Annotated in this window: 16 protein-coding genes, 1 tRNA gene and 1 riboswitch; of the genes, 9 read left to right on the top strand and 8 right to left on the bottom strand. The window is 72.2% G+C overall.

The genetic code is table 11. The annotated features are described in order from the left end of the window. Window positions 1-331: 331 nt before the first annotated feature. The gene (locus tag RMT89_RS16640) at window positions 332-2,431 is read right to left on the bottom strand and encodes an asparagine synthase-related protein (protein ID WP_315884526.1); all 2,100 of its coding nucleotides are present in this window, start codon (window positions 2,429-2,431) and stop codon (window positions 332-334) included. 692 nt (window positions 2,432-3,123) lie between these two features. On the opposite strand from RMT89_RS16640, the gene RMT89_RS16635 reads away from it, so the two are divergent. The 4 genes from RMT89_RS16635 (at window position 3,124) to RMT89_RS16620 (ending at window position 8,185) form a co-directional block, all read left to right on the top strand. Next, window positions 3,124-4,548 carry an MFS transporter gene (locus RMT89_RS16635; RefSeq protein ID WP_315884525.1) on the top strand — a complete coding sequence of 475 codons (1,425 nt, stop codon included), beginning with the start codon at window positions 3,124-3,126 and terminating at the stop codon, window positions 4,546-4,548. A 74-nt stretch (window positions 4,549-4,622) separates the two neighbouring features. Further along, the gene (gene lhgO, locus RMT89_RS16630) at window positions 4,623-5,834 is read left to right on the top strand and encodes an L-2-hydroxyglutarate oxidase (RefSeq protein ID WP_315884535.1); all 1,212 of its coding nucleotides are present in this window, start codon (window positions 4,623-4,625) and stop codon (window positions 5,832-5,834) included. Window positions 5,835-5,901: 67 nt separating this feature from the next. Then, the gene (gene trmB, locus RMT89_RS16625; protein ID WP_315884524.1) at window positions 5,902-6,768 is read left to right on the top strand and encodes a tRNA (guanosine(46)-N7)-methyltransferase TrmB; all 867 of its coding nucleotides are present in this window, start codon (window positions 5,902-5,904) and stop codon (window positions 6,766-6,768) included. Between the two features lie 52 nt (window positions 6,769-6,820). Continuing rightward, window positions 6,821-8,185, top strand: a complete 1,365-nt coding sequence (locus RMT89_RS16620; RefSeq protein WP_315884523.1) for a PrsW family glutamic-type intramembrane protease — start codon at window positions 6,821-6,823, stop codon at window positions 8,183-8,185. Between the two features lie 84 nt (window positions 8,186-8,269). On the opposite strand, the gene RMT89_RS16615 is transcribed toward RMT89_RS16620, so the two are convergent. The 5 genes from RMT89_RS16615 to RMT89_RS16595 form a co-directional block, all read right to left on the bottom strand. After that, window positions 8,270-9,298: a M23 family metallopeptidase gene (locus RMT89_RS16615; RefSeq protein WP_315884522.1), complete on the bottom strand. Its 1,029-nt coding sequence runs from the start codon at window positions 9,296-9,298 to the stop codon at window positions 8,270-8,272. Between the two features lie 11 nt (window positions 9,299-9,309). After that, window positions 9,310-9,466, bottom strand: a riboswitch (cyclic di-AMP (ydaO/yuaA leader). A 246-nt stretch (window positions 9,467-9,712) separates the two neighbouring features. Continuing rightward, the gene (locus RMT89_RS16610) at window positions 9,713-10,795 is read right to left on the bottom strand and encodes a PP2C family protein-serine/threonine phosphatase (protein ID WP_315884521.1); all 1,083 of its coding nucleotides are present in this window, start codon (window positions 10,793-10,795) and stop codon (window positions 9,713-9,715) included. Window positions 10,796-10,950: 155 nt separating this feature from the next. After that, a tRNA-Met gene (locus RMT89_RS16605) sits at window positions 10,951-11,024 on the bottom strand. A 51-nt stretch (window positions 11,025-11,075) separates the two neighbouring features. Beyond that, on the bottom strand, window positions 11,076-12,281 hold the full coding sequence (locus RMT89_RS16600; RefSeq protein WP_315884520.1) for an alginate lyase family protein: 1,206 nt from the start codon (window positions 12,279-12,281) through the stop codon (window positions 11,076-11,078). Window positions 12,282-12,480: 199 nt separating this feature from the next. Continuing rightward, on the bottom strand, window positions 12,481-13,608 hold the full coding sequence (locus tag RMT89_RS16595; RefSeq protein WP_315884519.1) for a dihydrofolate reductase family protein: 1,128 nt from the start codon (window positions 13,606-13,608) through the stop codon (window positions 12,481-12,483). Window positions 13,609-13,898: 290 nt separating this feature from the next. Here RMT89_RS16595 and RMT89_RS16590 point away from each other — a divergent pair, with 290 nt between their 5' ends. The 3 genes from RMT89_RS16590 (at window position 13,899) to RMT89_RS16580 (ending at window position 16,981) form a co-directional block, all read left to right on the top strand. Further along, window positions 13,899-14,420 carry a MarR family transcriptional regulator gene (locus RMT89_RS16590; RefSeq protein ID WP_315884518.1) on the top strand — a complete coding sequence of 174 codons (522 nt, stop codon included), beginning with the start codon at window positions 13,899-13,901 and terminating at the stop codon, window positions 14,418-14,420. A 109-nt stretch (window positions 14,421-14,529) separates the two neighbouring features. Beyond that, on the top strand, window positions 14,530-15,165 hold the full coding sequence (gene ribA / locus RMT89_RS16585; RefSeq protein ID WP_315884517.1) for a GTP cyclohydrolase II: 636 nt from the start codon (window positions 14,530-14,532) through the stop codon (window positions 15,163-15,165). Window positions 15,166-15,253: 88 nt separating this feature from the next. After that, window positions 15,254-16,981 (top strand): hypothetical protein, encoded by a 1,728-nt coding sequence (locus RMT89_RS16580; protein WP_315884516.1) that lies wholly within the window; start codon window positions 15,254-15,256, stop codon window positions 16,979-16,981. An 11-nt stretch (window positions 16,982-16,992) separates the two neighbouring features. On the opposite strand, the gene RMT89_RS16575 is transcribed toward RMT89_RS16580, so the two are convergent. Next, window positions 16,993-17,337 (bottom strand): hypothetical protein, encoded by a 345-nt coding sequence (locus tag RMT89_RS16575; RefSeq protein WP_315884515.1) that lies wholly within the window; start codon window positions 17,335-17,337, stop codon window positions 16,993-16,995. Window positions 17,338-17,574: 237 nt separating this feature from the next. On the opposite strand from RMT89_RS16575, the gene RMT89_RS16570 reads away from it, so the two are divergent. Beyond that, window positions 17,575-17,973 (top strand): DUF5994 family protein, encoded by a 399-nt coding sequence (locus RMT89_RS16570; RefSeq protein WP_315884514.1) that lies wholly within the window; start codon window positions 17,575-17,577, stop codon window positions 17,971-17,973. A gap of 19 nt (window positions 17,974-17,992) precedes the next feature. Here RMT89_RS16570 and RMT89_RS16565 read toward each other — a convergent pair whose 3' ends face one another. Beyond that, entirely contained in the window at window positions 17,993-18,244 is a 252-nt protein-coding gene (locus RMT89_RS16565) for a hypothetical protein (protein ID WP_315884513.1), read from the bottom strand. A 144-nt stretch (window positions 18,245-18,388) separates the two neighbouring features. On the opposite strand from RMT89_RS16565, the gene RMT89_RS16560 reads away from it, so the two are divergent. Then, the gene (locus RMT89_RS16560; RefSeq protein ID WP_315884512.1) at window positions 18,389-18,865 is read left to right on the top strand and encodes a DUF5994 family protein; all 477 of its coding nucleotides are present in this window, start codon (window positions 18,389-18,391) and stop codon (window positions 18,863-18,865) included. Window positions 18,866-19,114: the final 249 nt, after the last annotated feature.

Here is a 19,114-nt window from a genome sequence, read left to right as displayed (position 1 = left end):
CGCCCCCGCCCTCGCCCCCGTCCGCCCTGCCTCCGCCCGGGCGGAGTGGACGTACGGCCGGACCCAACGCCCGCCGCGCCCCTCACCCCGGCGGGGCGGTTGTACGCCCTGACTCACAGCCGCCGCGCCCTCGCCTCCCACGCGGTCGTCGTGCGCCCCGCCCCGGCGAAGTGGACGTACCCCCGGACCCAACACCCGCCGCGCCCTCGCGCACTGGACGTGCGGCCTGGCTTGCGCCCCCGCCCCCGCCCCCGCCCCGGCGCAGTGGTCATACGGCCTGACCTGGCGCCCGCCGCGCCTCGCCCCGTGCAGCGGTCGTACACCGCCTGCCCTACCCCCGCCGCGCCCCCGCCCCGGCCCCCAACGCCCCCCGCTGCGGCGTGATCCCCGCGGGTACCGCACGCGCGCGTGCCGGGGTTCCCGTCCAGCAGGTTCCCCTGCGGGCCAGCAGTCGGATGAGCCAGAGTTCCAGGGAGACGAGGTCCGCCAGGCCGTCCAGGGGGAGGGGTTCGCCCTCGGCCGCTGCTCGGAGGGCCTTGCGGACCACGCGGGCCTCCACCAGGCCGGCCTGCGCCAGCAGAGGTGTGCCGAACAGGGCCATCAGGTCGTTCGCAGCCACCCTCAGCCCCTTGCGCGCCGCCACCGCCGCCGGTGCGTGGGACGGGGCGCCCCAGCCCGGCGGGAGGTCGGCCACGCCGGCGCCCTCCAGGACCGTACGCAGGATCGCGGCACGCGCGCCGGGCCGGACGCGCAGGGCCTCGGGGAGTGCACGGCAGGCGCGGACGACCTGGTTGTCGAGGAACGGCGCGTGCAGGCGCTGGAAGCGGATCTCGGCGGCCTGCTCCAGCACACGCAGGTCCGCCGCATGACGGGCGAGCGCGGCACGCGCGCGGTAGTCACCCGGGCGCTGTCCCGGGCCGACCCCGGAGCGGCTCGTCGCCCCCTGCAGGCGAACCGATACTTCAGCCAGCGCCTCCCCCGTCAGCCAGCGCGCCGCCGGACCCGGTCTGGCCCAGGTGAGCGCCGCCAGCGACGCCCCTACGGCACCTCCGGGTTCGTCGAAGCGCCGGTGGAGCAGCCGCTCGGCCAGCGCCTCAAGTCCCGTGCGATACGGCGTGCGCGCCAGCTTGCGCGCCGCGCCGTACACGCGCGCGGGGACCATCACCGAGCCGTCCGCCTTGGCGAGCGCGGCGACGGGACGGACGAGGTGCCGGCGCTGGCGGTCCATCAACAGGTCCGTCAGCCGGGCCGGATGGGCGTCCAGCACCTGACGGGCGCCGTAGCCGGTGAAGTGGTCCGCGCTGCCCGCCGCGAGCCGTGCCCGGTGCCGGGCCGCCGTCACCAGGGAGGGCCCGGGTTCGTCGGTGAGCGGGCCGTCCAGATCGGCGTACGGGAGTGTCTCCTCGCCGCCGGTCACCACCACGTGGTGCAGGCGCGGGTTGGCCGCGAGGGTGCCCGCCCGTTCCAGCTCGGACTCCCGGCCGGCGACGGCGAGGTCGTTGAAGGTGACCGCCAGCAGCCGCTCCCCCGCGCCCGTGCCGTGGCCCAGCACCGTGCCCGGCATGCCGGGCAGGCCGGCGGCGAGCAGGGCGAGGGTGCCGGAGGCGGGGCCGCCGGAGAGGTCCGCCCCGATACCGGGAACGGGCATCCCGCGCGCGGCACGGCGTTCCGCGGGACCCATGCCCGGGACGGGGCCGGGGTCGATGTCGGCGCCGGGTACGTGCCGGGGCGCGGACAGCCGGGCCCGTACGGCGTCCACGAGCGCGTCGCGCACGGCGTCCACCGCGCTGTCCGGGTCGGCCGGGGGCGCCGCCACCGCGAGGGAGGCGACCGGCTCGTACCCGGCGATCTCCCGCGCCCCGGCGCGCAGGATCAGCGCGTGCCCCGGCGGAATGCGCCGAACGCCGTCATAGGGGGTGGAGTCGTCGAGCGCGGCGGGGACGTCCGGGGCGGCGAGCAGGGCGGCCAGATGCCCGAAGTCGAGGTTGGCCTCGATGAGGTCGGCGAGGGGCAGCGCGGCGGTCGCGTATGCCGTACCGCCGGCCCAGGGGGTGTAGAACACCGGCCGGGCGCCCGCGAGATCGCCGCACACCATGACCCTGCGGCCGACCTGGACGACGGCGGTGTAGCTGCCGGGCCAGGCCGTCAGATGCCGAAGTGCCCCGCCCCGCGCGGCGAACAGACCGACCCGCAGCTGCTCGTCGCTCGCCCCGCAGACGCCGAGAACGGCGATCCGGTTCTGGGCGTCGGCCTGCACCACGCGCACCTCGTCGGGGCGCCAGTCGCCGACCGCCCACAGCGGATCCGGGTCACCCCACAGGAGGTGGGACCCGACCGGGTGCACCGTCTCGCCGTCGCGCCCGGTGGCCCCCGCGGAACCGATCTGGGCGGCTCCCGCGGCGGTGCTGCTCCATCCCACCAACCACCGCATCGACGCCTCCACAGGCTGTGGACAACCAGTGCACCGTACGAACCGGTTCACCATGCTGCCATGAAGGACGCGCGCCGGAGACGCGGTGACACCGCTTGAGATCCGCGAAGTGCGCCCCGTAGGCGCCTCCATAGGGCATCCATACCCATGCAGGCCAAGGAGACCACTCGGCCACGGCGACGCGAATGCGCCCCCGGTTCACTCCCCCAGAACGCCCTTAGCGCCCTCAAGTTCCATGGTGGGAGCGGTAATCGCCCACGAAAGGCAGGGTCGATTTTCGGCCAAATCGGCGTGACGACGACAGGTTCGGCCACACTCCGTGCAGGCCCTGCGCACTACTTGGCGTGTGCGCAGTCCGGGAGGCGGGACTCGCCCCCCGGACCGTTCCGCCGCCCGCGGGGATGGAGGCGGCGGTGTCCCCCAGCCCACTGGATCCAGTACAGCGGGCCGACCCACGCACGATCCATGGAATCGCTCCCCCGATGGCCGGAGAAGAGCGCACACCCGGGCGCACGGCCACACAGCGGGAGCACAGCGCAACCGTCCGTACCTGAACCGCACTTCAGTACGGACCACAATCCCGCCATCCGGAAGAATGCCCCTTAACGCTTGGGATGCGGCGAACTACGCTGGGTTTACGAATGCCGCGTGGTTATGCCAGCGCGGCAGCCGTCTGTGTCGAGGGGTGGCGCATGTCCAGGGAGCAACGCGGGCCGAACGAAAAACTCGGCGCCGTTCTCGCCCTCGCGGGAATCAGCAACGCAGGCCTCGCGCGCCGCGTCAACGACCTTGGCGCTCAACGCGGGTTGACTCTTCGCTACGACAAGACGTCGGTGGCGCGCTGGGTGTCGAAGGGAATGGTGCCGCAAGGCGCGGCGCCGCACCTCATCGCCGCCGCCATCGGCCAGAAGCTCGGCCGCCCGGTCCCGCTCCACGAGATCGGCCTGGCGGACGCGGATCCCGCACCCGAAGTGGGCCTCGCCTTCCCCCGGGACGTCGGACAGGCGGTCAGGTCGGCGACGGAGCTCTACCGTCTCGACCTCGCCGGGCGGCGCGCCGGCTCCGGCGGCATCTGGCAGTCACTGGCCGGATCGTTCGCAGTAAGCGCATACGCAACGCCCGCCTCACGGTGGCTGATAACCCCGGCCGACAGCTCGGTAGCGCGTGAGGTGAGTCCCGCCGAGGACTCCGGCGCACCGGTCAAAGTCGGCCACAGCGACGTGCAGAAACTGCGGGAGGCCGCCGAGGACGCCAGGCGCTGGGACTCCAAGTACGGAGGCGGCGACTGGCGTTCGTCCATGGTGCCCGAGTGTTTACGGGTGGAGGCGGCACCGCTGCTGCTCGGCTCGTACTCCGACGAGGTGGGCCGGGCGCTGTTCGGGGCGAGCGCCGAACTGACCCGGCTCGCCGGGTGGATGGCCTTCGACACCGGGCAGCAGGAGGCCGCGCAGAGGTACTACATACAAGCGCTACGGCTGGCCCGCGCGGCGGCGGACGTACCGCTCGGCGGGTACGTGCTCGCGTCCATGTCCCTCCAGGCGACCTACCGCGGCTTCGGCGACGAGGGCGTCGACCTCGCGCAGGCCGCCCTGGAGCGCAACCGGGGTCTTGCCACCGCGCGCACCATGAGTTTCTTCCGGCTCGTCGAGGCACGGGCGCACGCGCGCGCGGGTGACGCGCAGGCGGCGGGCGCCGCGCTGAAGGCGGCGGAGGGCTGGCTGGAGCGCTCCCGGGAGGGTGACCACGACCCGTCCTGGCTCGGCTTCTACTCCTACGACCGTTTCTGCGCGGACGCCGCGGAGTGCTACCGCGATCTGAAGGCACCGCGTCAGGTGCGGCGGTTCACGGAGCAGGCGCTGTCGAAGCCGACGGAGGAGTTCGTGCGCTCGCACGGGCTGCGGCTGGTGGTGTCCGCGGTCGCCGAGCTGGAGTCGGGCAATCTCGATGCGGCATGCGAGCAGGGCGTGCGGGCGGTGGAGGTCGCGGGGCGGATCTCCTCGGCGCGTACCACCGAGTATGTGAAGGATCTTCTGCACCGTCTTGAGCCGTACGGGGACGAGCCGCGTGTGGTGGAGCTGAGGGAGAGGGCGCGTCCTTTGCTGATGACTCCGGCGTAGGTTCCTTCGCCTCTCCCCCTTGGTTTGAAGGCATTGTCAGTGGCGCAGTGCACTATCGGAGGCGGGAGGTGGTGCTGGTGCGGTCGGTCGCTTACGACTGTGATGTGCTCGTGGTCGGCGGGGGGATCGTCGGGCTGTCCACGGCGTATGCGATCACGCGGGCCGCGCCGGGCACCCGTGTCACCGTGCTGGAGAAGGAGGCCGGGCCCGCCCGGCACCAGACCGGGCGGAACAGCGGGGTGATCCACAGCGGGATCTACTACCGGCCCGGGTCGCTCAAGGCGCGGTATGCCGTGCGGGGTGCCGCCGAGATGGTCAAGTTCTGCGCCGAGTACGACATCGATCATGCCGTCACCGGGAAGCTGATCGTCGCCACCGAGCGGGCGGAGCTGCCTCGGCTGCACGCGCTGGTGCAGCGGGGGCGGGAGAACGGGATTCCGGTGCGGGAGCTGGGGGCCGCGCAGATCGCCGAGTACGAGCCCGAGGTGCGGGGGCTCGCGGCGATACATGTGGGGACCACGGGGATCTGTGACTTCGTCGGTGTCGCGCGACGGCTGGCCGAGGCATCGGGGGCGGAGATCCGGTACGGGGCGGAGGTCGTACGGGTCGACCGGCGGCCGGAGCTCGGGGTCGCCGTGCGGACGGGCGAGGGCGACGTCGTGCGGGCGCGGGTGCTGGTGAACTGTGCGGGGCTGTACTGCGACGAGGTCGCGCGGCTCACCGGGGACGAGCCGGGGATGCGGATTGTGCCCTTCCGGGGGGAGTACTACGAGCTGGCGCGGCCCGAGCTGGTGCGGGGGCTGGTGTATCCGGTGCCGGATCCGGCGTTTCCGTTTCTCGGGGTGCATCTGACGCGTGGCGTCGACGGGGGTGTGCATGTCGGGCCCAACGCGGTGCCGGCGCTGGCTCGGGAGGGGTACGGGTGGGGGGTCGTAAGGCCTCTTGAGATCGCCACGACGCTGGGGTGGCCGGGGGCGTGGGCCATAGCCCGGCGGCATTGGCGGTACGGGGCGGGGGAGCTGCGGCGGTCCGTGTCCAAGAGAGCGTTCGCTGCCGCTGTGCGGCGCTTGTTGCCCGCGGTCGCCGAAGAGGATCTGGTGCCTGCGGCGGCGGGGGTGCGGGCGCAGGCGGTTCTTCGGGACGGGACGCTGGTGGACGACTTCCTGATCAAGGAGGGGGCGCGCGCGGTGCATGTCCTGAACGCGCCGTCTCCGGCGGCGACGGCGTCGTTGCCGATCGGGCGGGAGGTGGCTCGGCGGGCGCTGGCCGTGCTGGGGTCGGTGTGAGGGGATGTCCTCGTCCTCGAACGCCGGACCGGCTGGTGGGTTCTCCTCACGTAAAATCAATCCCACTGTGTCTGACTCCCTCCACACCCCCGAAGCCCCCCACTGCGCCCCCGGCCATGAGCCCGGTGCGTCTGTTCGGCATACGCGGACCAAGGGGGAGCCGCGGTTTCCCGATGGGCCCAAGGCCGATCCCGCCGGGTCGCACTTCGAGCGGCGGATCCGGAGTTTTCAGCCGCGGCGGAGTCGGGTGACCGCCGGACAGGCGGATGCGCTGCAGCGGTTGTGGCCCAAGTGGGGGCTGGACATCGACGGGCAGCAGGTCATCGATCTCGGTCAGCTGTTCGGAAATGACAATCCCGTCGTGCTGGAGATCGGGTTCGGGATGGGGGAGGCCACCGCGCAGATGGCCGCCGCCGACCCGGCGACCAATGTGCTGGCCGTCGATGTGCACACGCCCGGTCAGGGCAATCTGCTCAACCTCGCCGATCACCACGGCCTGACCAACATCCGGGTCGGCAACGGCGACGCCATCATCCTGCTCAGGGAGATGCTCGCCCCGGACTCGCTCGACGGGCTCCGCGTCTTCTTCCCGGACCCCTGGCCCAAGAAGCGGCACCACAAGCGCCGGCTGATCCAGCCCGAGTTCCTCAGCCTCGCCGCGACCCGGCTCAGGCCCGGCGCGATCCTGCACTGCGCGACCGACTGGGAGCCGTACGCCGAACAGATGCTCGACGTACTGACGGCGCACCCGGACTTCGAGAACACGCAGGCCGACGGCGGTTTTGCGCCGCGTCCCGAGTTCCGGCCGCTGACCCGTTTCGAGGGCCAGGGACTGGACAAGGGACATGTCGTGAACGACCTGCTCTTCCGTCGCGTACAGCAGCCTGTGCGGCAGCACGCACCGCACCGAGACCTACCCCCCACCGGCGCCTGAGCCCACCGCGCTCCTCTGCGGGCTGCGCCCTTCCCTCGTTAGGGTCAATGCCGTGGCCACCTGTCCCCCGTATCCGACGCACCCCACCGGTCCCCCCGGCGGCGCACTGCGGCACGCGCACTGGTGGCAGCGGTGGGGGTACCCCCTCTGGGGGAGGGTGCGTTACGGCGCGCTGATCACCCTGCTCGCGCTCTCCGGCCTCGTCATCTTCGCGCTCGTACGCGAACAGACGGGCACCCAGGGGTTCCTGGTCGGGCTCGGACTCGCGGTCCTGCCCGTCCCCCTCCTCATAGCCGCATTCCGGTGGCTGGACCGGGTCGAGCCGGGCCCCTGGCGGAATCTGCTGTTCGCCTTCGCCTGGGGCGCCTGCGCGGCCACGCTGATAGCCATCGTCGCCAACAGCTTCGCGACCAGATGGATAGCCACGGCCACCGCGGACCCGTCCAGTGCGGACACCCTGGGGGCAACCGTCATAGCCCCGGTCGTGGAGGAGTCGGCGAAAGCGGCCGCCGTACTGCTCGTCTTCCTCTTCCGGCGCCGGGACTTCACCGGGCTCGTCGACGGGGTGGTGATAGCGGGGGTCACCGCCACCGGCTTCGCGTTCACCGAGAACATCCTCTACCTCGGCACCGCCTTCGGCACCGACCAGCTCACCGGCGACAGCGGCATCGCCTCCGTCACCGCCGCGACGTTCTTCGTGCGCATCGTCATGTCGCCCTTCGCGCACCCCCTGTTCACCGTCCTCTCCGGCATCGGCTTCGGCATCGCCGCGCTCTCCGGCGACCGTCAGCGCCGGCGCCGGGTCCTGCTGCCGCTGTCGGGGCTGCTGCTCGCGATGGGCATGCACGCGATGTGGAACGGCTCGTCGGCCTTCGGCCCGTACGGCTTCTTCGCCGTGTACGCGGCGATCATGGTGCCCGCGTTCGGGCTGCTGACCTGGCTGGTGATCTGGACCCGGCAGCGCGAGCTGCGCACCGTCCGGGAGGAGCTGCCCGCCTACGCCGTCGCCGGCTGGCTCACCCCGGGCGAGCCCTTCGCCCTGAGCTCGATGCGGGCGCGGCGCCTGGCCCGGCAGTACGCCCGCCGCCACGCCGGGAAGCGGGCGGCGCGGGAGGTGGCGCAGTACGAGGCCTACGCGACCTCGCTCGCGTTCCTGCGGCACCGAGGGCGCCGGGGCCGCGCGGGCGCCGACTTCGGCGTACGGGAACAGGAGCTGCTGCAGGAGCTGTGGCGCCGCAGGGAGGTCGCCCGTCCGGCCCTCGACCACGCGGCCCGCGCCACGGCCCCGCCGGTGCCGGTGGTGGCGGCGCCATGGCCGATGTACGGCGTGTACGGGTACCCGTCGCAGCCGACGTACCAGCCCTATCCGGCGTACCCGGCGGGTCCGTACCCCGCGCACAACCCGTACCGGTCGTGAGAGGAGTCCCGGACACCGAAAACCGGCAGCCCTGACGTCGGGGGGTCGTCGTCAGGACCGCCGGGGTTCACACGGGGGCTGAGGTCAGGGGGTGAGGCCCTTGCCGCGCAGCCACGCGAGCGGGTCGATGCCGGAGGAGGAGCCGCCGGGGTGGACCTCCATGTGCAGATGGGCGCCGGTGACATTGCCGGTCGCGCCCACGCGGCCGATGACGTCCCCGGTGGTGACCTTCTGCCCGACGCTGACGCTGATCGAGGACTGGTGGGCGTACCAGATCTCGGTGCCGTCCTCCAGGGTGAGCACGGTCTTGTAGCCGTAGGAGCCGTCCCAGCCGGCGGAGGTGATCGTGCCGGAGTGAACCGCCTTGATCAGCGTGCCCGTGGGAGCGGCGAAGTCCAGGCCGGTGTGGTAGCCGGAGGACCACATCGAGCCGGACTCACCGAAGGTCGAGGTGATGGTGTACGAGGAGGTCGGCAGCGCGAACTGCTTGGCCAGCGCGGCCAGGCGCTCGGCCTCGGCCTTGGCGCGGGCCTCCCGCTCCGCCTTCTCCTTGGCGGCGGCGGCCTTGGCCTTGGCCTCCTTCTCGGCCTTGGCGGCGGCTTCCGCGGCGGCCTTCTCGGCGGCAGCGGCGGCGGCCTCGGCGGCCTTGGTGTCGACCTGGTCCTGCTGCTGCTCGGCCTGGGCCATGATCCTGGCGCGCAGCACCTCACCGGCGTCCGAGGTGCCCTGCCCGGCGTCGGCGGTGGTCACACCGACGCTGCTGAGCGGGGTGGACGAGGTCTCGGGCGCCTCGTCCGCGGTGTCGTCGGAGATCAGCGGCAGGTCGGGCATGGTGATCGCGACCGGCGGCTTGCCGGACTGTGCGCTGGCCATGCCGCCCGCGCCGACGGCGGCTATGACACCGACGCCGAGAACGGTGGAGCTGCGGGCGAGTCCGCCGCCACGCTGCTTGGCGACGCGGTGCCGGCCGCGTACCGGGCGAATGGACTCCGCGGTGGGGTTCCACTCCTCCCAGGGGCCCTCGTCGGTGCGGTGACTGCCGTAGCCGTAGGCCTCTTCACTGCGCTGGCTCGGCACGAACGGGGCCTCGGGGGCAGGCCGGTTTGACGCCACGTGGGCGTGCTCCTTTCCTTCCTTCTCGCCTACCGGGTTAGCTGACGGGTTCGGAGCAGGAAGGTCTCCTACGCGCGTATATCTGCCGTTTCCGCACGGCGGATTACGCCCGATTCACCCCAAGTGGTGGTTCCCCGGTTCCCTTACGGGATTCGGCGCGTGCGCACGGAGCCGACTCTTGTGACGGCTGGGACGACCGCGCTGCGTTATCGAACGTTAATAGACTCGGGGCGCGGATTCCAAGCTGTTCGACTTGATCATTAACGTTTTTGGACCGGACTTTCAGGTCACTAGGGCGCTAAATCGGGCGAGTTGACCAAGCCCCAGGTGTCACACAGGTATTGACGGTACGTCAGTTGTTATGCGGAGGGCTTCCATCCGATCACCCCTGGTGACGATCAGCGTGGTCGGCGGTCAGGGTCTGCGCACGGCGAGCAGGGCCATGTCGTCCGCCATCCCGCCCCCGCAGTGCCGGCGCACCTCCTCGGCGAGGGTCCGGATCAGGGTGCCGGGATCGCGGAAGCCGCGGCCCGCCAGCCGCGCTTGCGGGTCGTAGAAGACGCCGTGCGGGTCGCGGGCCTCGGAGAGGCCGTCGGTGTACAGGAGCAGGGTGGTGCCGGGCGGGAAGGGGGCGTCGTCGGCGCGGTCGGGCCAGTTGCCGAGGCCGCTCATGCCGAGCGGGAGGGCGGGCTCCCGGGCAGGCAGCGGGCGCACGGTGCCGTCGGGGTACAGCAGCAGCGGCGGCGGATGGCCGCGGTTGACGACGCGAACCACCCCGTCGCCGTGCGGGAGTTCGGCGAGCACGGCGGTCGTGACCCCCTCGACGGCCTCGATCCCGTCGCGCCGCGAGCCCTCCCGGGCCAGCGCCCGCTCCAGCCGCTGCGCGACCGCCTCCAGGCTCGCCTCCTGCTCGGCGGCCTCCCGGAAGGCCCCGATGACGACGGCCACGGCCGCGACGGCTCCCGTCCCCTTGCCGCGCACATCGCCGACGACGAGCCCAACGCCGTACGCGCTGTCCTGCACCGCGTACAGATCGCCGCCGATGAAGGCGTCGGCCTGCGCCGCCTCGTAGCGGGCGGCGATGGCGTAGCCGCCGATCCGCTCCAGGGGGTCGGGCAGGACGGCGCGCTGGGTCGCCACGGCGATCTCGCGCTGGGAGGCGAGCCGCCCATCGCCGCGGCGTACGACGCGGTTGAGCCCGACGGCCAGGACGGCGACGGTGACCACCGTCACCACCTCGGTGACCGTGTCCGCGTCCATGCCGAAGCCCAGCCGGAGGTGGACGCCGTAGGCGGCGAGCAGGGCGACGGCTCCGGTGACGACGGTGCCCATCAGGGAGTAGAACGGCGCGGCGACCAGCGGTGCGGCGGTGAAGAAGGGGATCGCGGTGAAGCCGCGGGGGGTGATGAGGTCGTAGAGGACCCCACCCGCGATCAGCAGTGGCGGAAGCAGCAGTACGAGGGTGCGGCCGGGCGGGACGCGCCGTGCCTCGTCCATGCCTGAAGCCCGCACTGCCCGCCTCCCGCCGCATCCGCCGTCCCTCCAGGCTTCCCGGAGCGGGAGCGGGGGGGGCGAACGGTGTGGGCCGAGTGGAGGAGGCGTGGAAACACCGAGGGCCGGAACCCTTTCGGATTCCGGCCCTCGGCCTTCAGTAGCGGGGACAGGATTTGAACCTGCGACCTCTGGGTTATGAGCCCAGCGAGCTACCGAGCTGCTCCACCCCGCGTCGTTGAAACCAGTGTACGTCATCCGTGGGACCCGATGCACACACGTTTCTTCACGCTGCGGGATTGCCCGCGTGGGTCAGCGTCTCCCAGGCGACGAAGAGGTTGTCGGTACCGGCCGGGCGGGTCTGTTCGGCGAGCCTGCGGGCCGCCGGGACGGAGCCGCCGCGGCGGCCCTCCAGATGATTCAGGGCGACCTCCAGATCGGGCCCCATGTTCCGCTCCACCTTGCCGCCGCACAGCCAGCCCGGCGTGGACTCGCCCAGCTGCTGGCGGGCGTGCAGGTCGAGCGCGGCCCTGAGCCGGCCCTCGGCCTCGCCGTACAGGTCGACGCCCTGGTGCCAGGCGGTCTCGGCGATGTGCGCGGTGGCGGCGATCGACTGGCCGACGTGCTGGAGGTCACGGCAGGTCTCCTGGGTGACGCCCTTCTTGTACGTCGTCTGCCCGAACCAGTACCTCGCCAGCCGCTGCGGGGTGTTCATGCTCGACCCCGCCGGGGTGAGCGGGAGGCGGCCGTCCTTCTCCAGGTAGAAGTAGGCGGGGACGCGGTCGCGGAAGCGGGCCAGGGCGTCGTCGAAGGTCTTGCGGTCGTCGAGGAAGACTGCGATGCCGATGGCGGCGTCGGTGGTGACGAGGTCCCGGTTGCCGTTGGCGTCGGGGACCTTCCTGGTGACCTGGGGGAGGTGGGCGGTGCGGAGCATCTTCTCGAAGCGGCGTACGCGGTCCTCGGGCCAGCCCGCGCCGTCGCTGTTCCGGACGATCTCGGCCGCCCGCGCCCATGTCGACCCCGCCCATCCGGCCTGGAGGCCGGCGTTCGCCCCGGTGTGCCGCCGCAGCTTCGCCGACCAGGCGTCCATGATCTCCCTGGCCTTGACGGCGTGCTGCCGCTTGCCGGTGACGGTGAACAGCAGGGCCTGCGTGTAGGCGGCGATGGCGTCCTCACGCTCCTCCACACAACCGCGGCCGGCCCTCTTCCCCCCGGGGCAGTGAACGTCCTCGTACGGCTCGGCCCGGTACTTGTAGGCCCCGTACTTGCTGTCCCGCATATCCAGATACGCCCTCAGCCACGGCTGCTTCCCGGCGGTCACGTTCTCGCGCACGGCCGCCAGCTGCGACGCGCTGACCAGGACGCCGGGGTGGGTGAACTCGGCGTCGGGCGGGAGGGCACGGGCCATGGTGCGGGAGTCGGCACCGGTTGCTCCGCAGGCGGCGAGGAGGGTGGCAAGCAGGAGAGCGGCGGCAAGTCGGACGGACCTCATAGGGGCAGCGTCGCGCCGCGGGGGCGGGGGCGCAGGCTGGGTTGGGCCGATTGGACTGGGGCACGGCGTTTCCAGCCCGTCCGGCGTGTGAGGACGTGGCCCCCTCAGGCCCGAAGCGGGGGTCCGGGGGGCGGGGGGCGGCAGCCCCCGGGGACGGGACGGGTAGGGGCGGCGGGGGGGGGCGAAACACCCCGGCGCCTCAGCCCAGCAGGTGCGCGTTCGGTGCCTTCGCCCGGTCCTCGAACTCCGGCAGCACCACCACATCCACCCCCGCCGACGCCAGCAGCCCGCTCCCGTCGGCGTCCACCACGAACGTGTCCGGCTCACGCCAGGCCGTGACCACCCTGCGTACCCCCGCCTCCAGGATCAGCCGGGCACAGGGCGCCGGGCGGGAGGCGCGGTGGGCGCAGGGCTCGAGGCTGCTGTACACCGTCGCCGAGGCAAGACGCGGGTCCGCCGGGTCGATCTTCGCCAGCGCCGCCTCCTCCGCGTGGACCACCGGGTCGTCGCCCTCCCGGGAGTGCCCGCGCGCGAGTTCCGTACCGTCGGACGCCACGACCACCGCGCCGACGCTGAACGCCGTCCGCGAGGGCGGGCACAGTTCGGCCAGTTCGCAGGCGAGGCGGAGCCAGTGGTGGTCGGCGGCCGTGGACCGCGTGCCGGCGCCGGGGGCCGTCGGTTCGTAGCGCATCAGGACCACGTCCTCGATACGGCGGGACTCGATCAGCCGCAGTCGGCCCTGCTGGTACCCGCCGGGCCCGAAGAGGCGCGGCGCGGACGGGTCGCCGACGAACAGGGGGGCGAGCACGAGGTGGAGCTCGTCGGCCAGGCCCTCCTGGAGGAGTTGGGTGTGGATCCGTCCGCCGCCCTCCACCATCAGCCGCCTGACGCCCCGGGCGTCCAGGTCCTCCAGCAGCAGCCGCCAGTCCAGGTCGGGGCCCAGGGACACCACGTCCGCGGCCAGGCCCACGGCCCGGGCCCGCTCCGCGCCCTTCTCCGTCGTATAGACGACCTTCTCGCCGCCCGTGTGCCAGAAGTTCGCCCCGGGATCCAGCTCCCCGCTGCCGCTGACCGTGACCTTCAGCGGATACTCCGGCCGCCCCGCCGCGACCCGCGCCGCGCGCCGCGCCGGGGAGTTGACCAGGAGCCGTGGGTTGTCGGCACGGATCGTGCCCGCGCCGACGAGGATCCCGTCGACCGAGGCCCGTACCTCGTCGACCCGGTCGAAGTCGGCCGGGCTGGAGAGCAGCAGCCGCTCGGGGCCGGTGTCGTCCAGGTAGCCGTCGAGGGAGACGGCGGCCGACAGCAGGACGTAGGGGAGAGGCATCGACGCTCCAGCGGGGCCGGCGGGGCTTGGTAGGCGGGGCTTGGTAGGCGGGGCTTGGTAGGCGGGGCTTGGTAGGCGGGGCTTGGTAGGCGGGGCTTGGTAGGCGGGGCTTGGTTTGAGGTTCCCCCGCTGCGCGGGAGTGGCTGACTAGCAGGTCAGGGCGGGTTGACGTGGTTTCAGGCGGTGCTTGGTTCAAGGCGGGGCTTGGTTCAAGGCGGGGCTTGGTTCAAGGCGGGGCTTGGTTCAAGGCGGGGCTTGGTTCAAGTTTTAAGCAAATCTACACTGGACCCATGACGACCCGCTGGCTCACCCCCGAGGAGCAGCGCGCCTGGCGCGCGTACATCGGTGCGACCCTCCTCCTGGAGGACACCCTGGACCGGCAGCTCCAGCATGACGCCGGCATGCCGCACATGTATTACTCCATCCTCGCCAATCTCTCGGAGTCCCCCGAGCACCGGCTGCGGATGACCGACCTCGCGGAGAGCCTGAAGATCACCAGAAGCCGGCTGACGTACGCCGTGGCCAGGCTGGAGAAGGACGGGCTCGTACGGCGTGAGGAGTGCCGCTGGGACAAGCGGGGCAGCGTCGCGGCGCTGACGGACGAGGGGATGACCGTGCTGGAGCGGACGGCGCCCGGTCATGTCGCGACCGTCCGGGCCGCCCTGTTCGATCACCTCACCCCGGAACAGGTGGGCCAGCTGGAGGAGATCTTCAACGGCGTCACCCACGCACTGCAGGGCGGGGAGCCGGCCGACGTGCCGTGGCTGCGCCGCTCGGCGCCGTGCGCGTCCGGTGACGACACCCCTGCATGAGCCGCACCACACAAACAGGTTGCTTCAAACTTCAAGCACGGGTTAGGGTCACGTCCGAGGATCTGCTTCAAATATGAAGCAGATCAGTCCAGGACGACCGGAGACCCGCATGTCCGACCTCCCCGCCGCCACCCCGCGCTCCCGTGTCCGCGTCCCGCTGCGCTTCCACGACGGCTACAGCGTCGACGCCGACCTCGTCACCTTCCACGGCCTCACCGACGAACAGGAGCACGTGGCCGTCGTCCTCGGCGACCCCGGCCCCGTCCCGCTCGTCCGGCTCCACTCCGAGTGCCTGACCGGCGATGTCTTCGGCTCGGCCCGCTGCGACTGCGGCCCCCAGCTGCGCGAGGCGGTCGAGCGCATCGCGGAGCGCGGGGGCGTGCTGCTCTACCTCCGCCAGGAGGGCCGCGGCATCGGCCTCTACAACAAGCTCGACGCGTACGCCCTCCAGGACCAGGGCCTCGACACCTACGCCGCGAACGCCGCCCTCGGCCTGCCCGAGGACGCCCGCGACTACACGGCGGCCGCCCAGATGCTCAAGGCCCTCGGCATCGGCGAACTCGACCTGCTCTCCAACAACCCCGACAAGGCAGCGCAGTTGCGAGACCTCGGCATCGCCGTCCGCGACCGGGTCCCGACCGGTGTCTTCACCACCGCCCACAACGTCCGCTACCTGCGCGCCAAGGTACTCCAGACCCAACACACGCTGCCGCTGGGCGAGTTGGCGGAGCTCACGGCGGGCTGACACTCCCCCGGAATGTCTCGCGGACCGCTGGTGCGCAGCCGTTCGACTACGTACAGTGCTGCGGCCGGGGGTGTGACGGGGGGGTGCCGTGGGACGATCAATGCGTTCGGGGCGAAGAACCGCCCTGCTGTGCGGGGGACTTGTGCTGCTCGGCAGCCCCTGGCTGCGGGATCCCCTGACCGAGGCGCGTCCGGACACGCCCCTGATGAGCCTGGTGCACCGCTCGCTGTACGTCCCGGCCTGGGACCTCTCCCCCAGCTCGGAGGGGATCAGCGAGCCGCTCTACCTCGCGGGCGACACCGCCCTGACCGTCCTGCTCGCCGGCGCCGTACTGGCGCCCCGGCTGCTGGCCCGCGGCCCGGCCTCCCAGGGGATCCGGTGGCTCGCCGCGTTCGGCGCGGGCATGATCCTCTCGCTCGTCGCCACGGTGGCGTCCTGGGCCGTCGTCAAGGCCGACGGCGAAGAGTCCCTGATGTTCTTCGGCTCCCCCACGGACGCGGTGATCATCAACTTCCTGGTGGACGGCCTCGTCTTCGGGCTGCTGCTGGGCGTGGCCCTGGCAGCCGTGTTCGGCGGGACCGGAGCCCGCGCAGCCATGTCCCGTATCCGTGAACGGAGCAGCACCATGGCCCCTTCCTCGCCCGATGCCCCTGGCGGAGTCGTGGGCTCCACCGCGCCCGGCGACACCACCCGCCACCTGTGCGCGGCCGCCTACACCGACCCCGCCTTCACCCGCCGGGTCGTCGAGGACGTGCTGCGCGACGACCTCGGCGCGGTCGCGCCCTCGCCCGGCGTCGATCTGGTGCCCGTCGTCCGGCACAGCCTGGCGGCCCGCCGGCTGCACCGGGCACGTAACCACCGGCTGGCCGCGATCTACCTGCTGATCGCGGCCTTCGGCCCGCTGTGGCTGGTCTTCGGCAACCTCGCCTTCAAGGCGCTGGCCAAGGCCTCCCGGGCGCCGCGGCGTGTCGTGCGCGGACGGGAACCGGTGGACACGGCGGCGGCCGCACGGTGGCTCGTCGGAACCATCGCCGGGCTGCTGCTCGCCGGGATCCTGTTCGGCCTGTTCCTCTCGGCGCTGCCGCTGCCGGGGCCGTGGAGCTGGCTCGCCGGCTCCTACGCCCTCGGCATTCCGCCGCTGCTGGCGGTGATCGGCGGCGGGGTGTGGGCGTACTGGACGATGGCCCAGGAGGAGCTGGACGTCGACAAGCGGCTGCGCGAGTCACTGCGGCGCGAGAACTTCTCCCCCAAGGCCGGTCCCGAGCCCGGGGAGTCGTGGGCGATCGCCGGAGTGCAGGCCGTGGCCAAGGCGCAGTCCGGCAATGTCACCGTCTACAGCGGGTTCTCCCCCTTCGTGGGCCAGGGCGTACGGCAGTCGCAGTGGTCCCTGTCGCTGCCGCTGCTGCCCGAACGGCCCGGCACCCCCCTCACCGACTTCGACACCTGGGACGTGGTGCAACGGCTGCGCGCCCGGCTGCGCGAGGCCGCCGTACGGCACGCCACCGCCGAGCCGCCCGTCGACGGCGGCCCGAGCCTCGCCGCGCTGGAGGTCGAGGACCGGGTGTTCGTCAGCGGCACCCAGATCCACGACCGCCTGGCGCTGATCGAACGCCTCCTGGACGAGCACCGCGCCGGCCTCCCCGACCAGGACTCCCCGCGGGCGGAGCTGCGCAGGCTCCGCGAGGAACTGGACGAGAGCGCCCCCGAGCCCGGGGTGGTCCGCCGGGCCCTGGACCGCCTGACAGCCTTCGCCGAACCGGTCGCCCCGCTGGCGGCGGCGGTGGCGGCGCTGGCCCAGGCGATCCCGTCGCTCTGATCCCCGCGAACTCAGAGGCGCAGCAGCCGCTGGGTGATCTCCCGGTACTGCCTCAGCGCGAGGTGGAGTTCGGCGGAGTGCGTTTCGGGATCCTGGTCCTGCCAGCCCTCGCGGAGGGTACGCCGCTGCTCGGCGAGGGCCTCCATGAGCTGGGCGATCGCATCGTCGAAGGCGCCCTCGGCTTCCTCCAGTGACTCACGCGGAGTGTCGGGGAACGTGTTGAGGGCCCGTCCGAGGCGCTGGACGATCCTTTCCCGCTCGTCCGGCGGGACCAACGGTTCCGGGCCCGGGGCGCGGCGTGCGGCGCCGTGGGACTGGCCCGCGGGCTGTTGGGCGCGTGTCTGGTCGTACATCATCAAGTGCCGCTTTCCTGTGCGTCGTGCCGGATGTCCGGAGCGGCATGGCTCTGAGCCGTGTCGCCAGTCAACGTCCGGTACCGGCCCATGTCAACGCGTTGCCGCTCATGAGCGGACGCGGTTGTTACACAGGCAGGAGTACGGTGCAGAAGACGGAGGCCTTTCGTATGCCGGAACTCGGGATACGGGCCGAGGAGCCATGTTCCTCCGCCGCACGGCGACCGACAGGAGCTTCTCGTGACCACCGCCCTGCAACCCCCGCTTCCCTCCCATCCCCTCCTGCGGCTGCGCCTGGCACCCCACGGCGGCATGCCCCGTCCCATCGACGGAGCGTGGTGGCCCCGTTCGTACGACCTGCTCGCCGAACTCCCCCGGCTGCTCGCCGGGTTGCCGCGCGCCTGGGGCCACATCACCAGCGTCACCGTCAACGGGGCGACCTGGTCCGTGGTGCCGGGCCGGATGCTCGTCTCCAACCAGGTCGTACGACTGCACAGGACCCTCGCCGCATCCGCCGCGCCCACCATCGTCCTGCTCTCGCCCGGCCTGGGGCGCTGGGACCTGGTCGTCGTGGCGCCCGATCTGACCGAGGAGGCCGCGGAACCGCTCATGGTGGCCGCGGCGGACGGTCCCGCGTGACGCGCCCCCGGACGCCGCCTCAGTTCGTACGGCGGCCGTCCTCCTCGGACCGGCTGGTCTCCAGCCAGGACCGTGCCGCTTCTGCCGCACGAGTGGTGTCCACGGTGAGGTCGAGGCGGGTTCCTCCCTCGGCACCCAGGGGATAGCTGCGCTGCTCGGTGGCGGCGAAGCAATGGCGGAGAACCTCCGCGACGCGACGGGCGACCTCGGGGGAGGCGGCGACGATACGGACCGCGGCGTGCCCGTCCGAAGGTGTTTCCGTGGACTCCATGGCGACCTCGGAGTTCGATGTCCCGGTATGAGACGGGCGGGATCTTTCACTCTACTCCGGGTGCCCCCGGCAGCCGTCGGACGCGGAGTACCGTGAAACGAGGGAGCCACTCGGTTTCCTCATGCCCGGCAGGCAGGTGAGGCGATGTCCGACTCCGACTCCCCGCGGGTGACCAGGCTCCTGCCGGACGCCGTCCACCAGGCCGTGCGCCCCGGGACAGCCGTCGTACGGCTGGAGACGACACACGAGCGGCGGGGAGTGCTCGACGGGGCGTGGTGGCCGCGGTCCCGCGACATCGCCGCCGAGCTTCCCAGCCTGATCACCGCGTTGACCCAGTACCTCGGGCCGATCACGCGTGTCGGCCTGGACGCCGACGCCTGGGAAGAGCTGCCGACGCGGATGACCATCGACGACCGTGTCGTCCACATCGACTCCTCGCCGGTCGGCGACGACACCGTCCTCATCACCCGGGGCGAGCAGGATCTCTTCTCGCTCCTCGTGATCCCGCCGCACGCGACGCCCGACGCCGCGCGCGCCGCCATGGCCGAGGCCGTCCGCGCGGACAGTGCTACGCAGGCCGAACAGATCCTCGTCGACACGGGCACCGACCGAGCGGGATAGCCGCACGCGCCACGAGCCCCAGTCCAGATCCACTCTGTTTCGGGGTCCGGAACCACCTGGTCAAGTAGGTGCCGCCTCGCACTTGGTCCACGCCGTGATGGTCTCTGCCACATCATCCGCTCACGCATCGCTCACGCACGACGGCCTGCTGAGCATTGCCGAGGTCAGCCAGCGGAGAAGAACGCGTCGAACGCCGACTGCAGGGCAACGACGGCGGCGCTCGGGGCGGCCGCCTCACCGAGCGCGTCT

The organism is Streptomyces sp. P17 (assembly GCF_032436805.1).
GTDB lineage: Bacteria > Actinomycetota > Actinomycetes > Streptomycetales > Streptomycetaceae > Streptomyces.
This window is presented reverse-complemented; position numbering and strand designations above follow the sequence as displayed.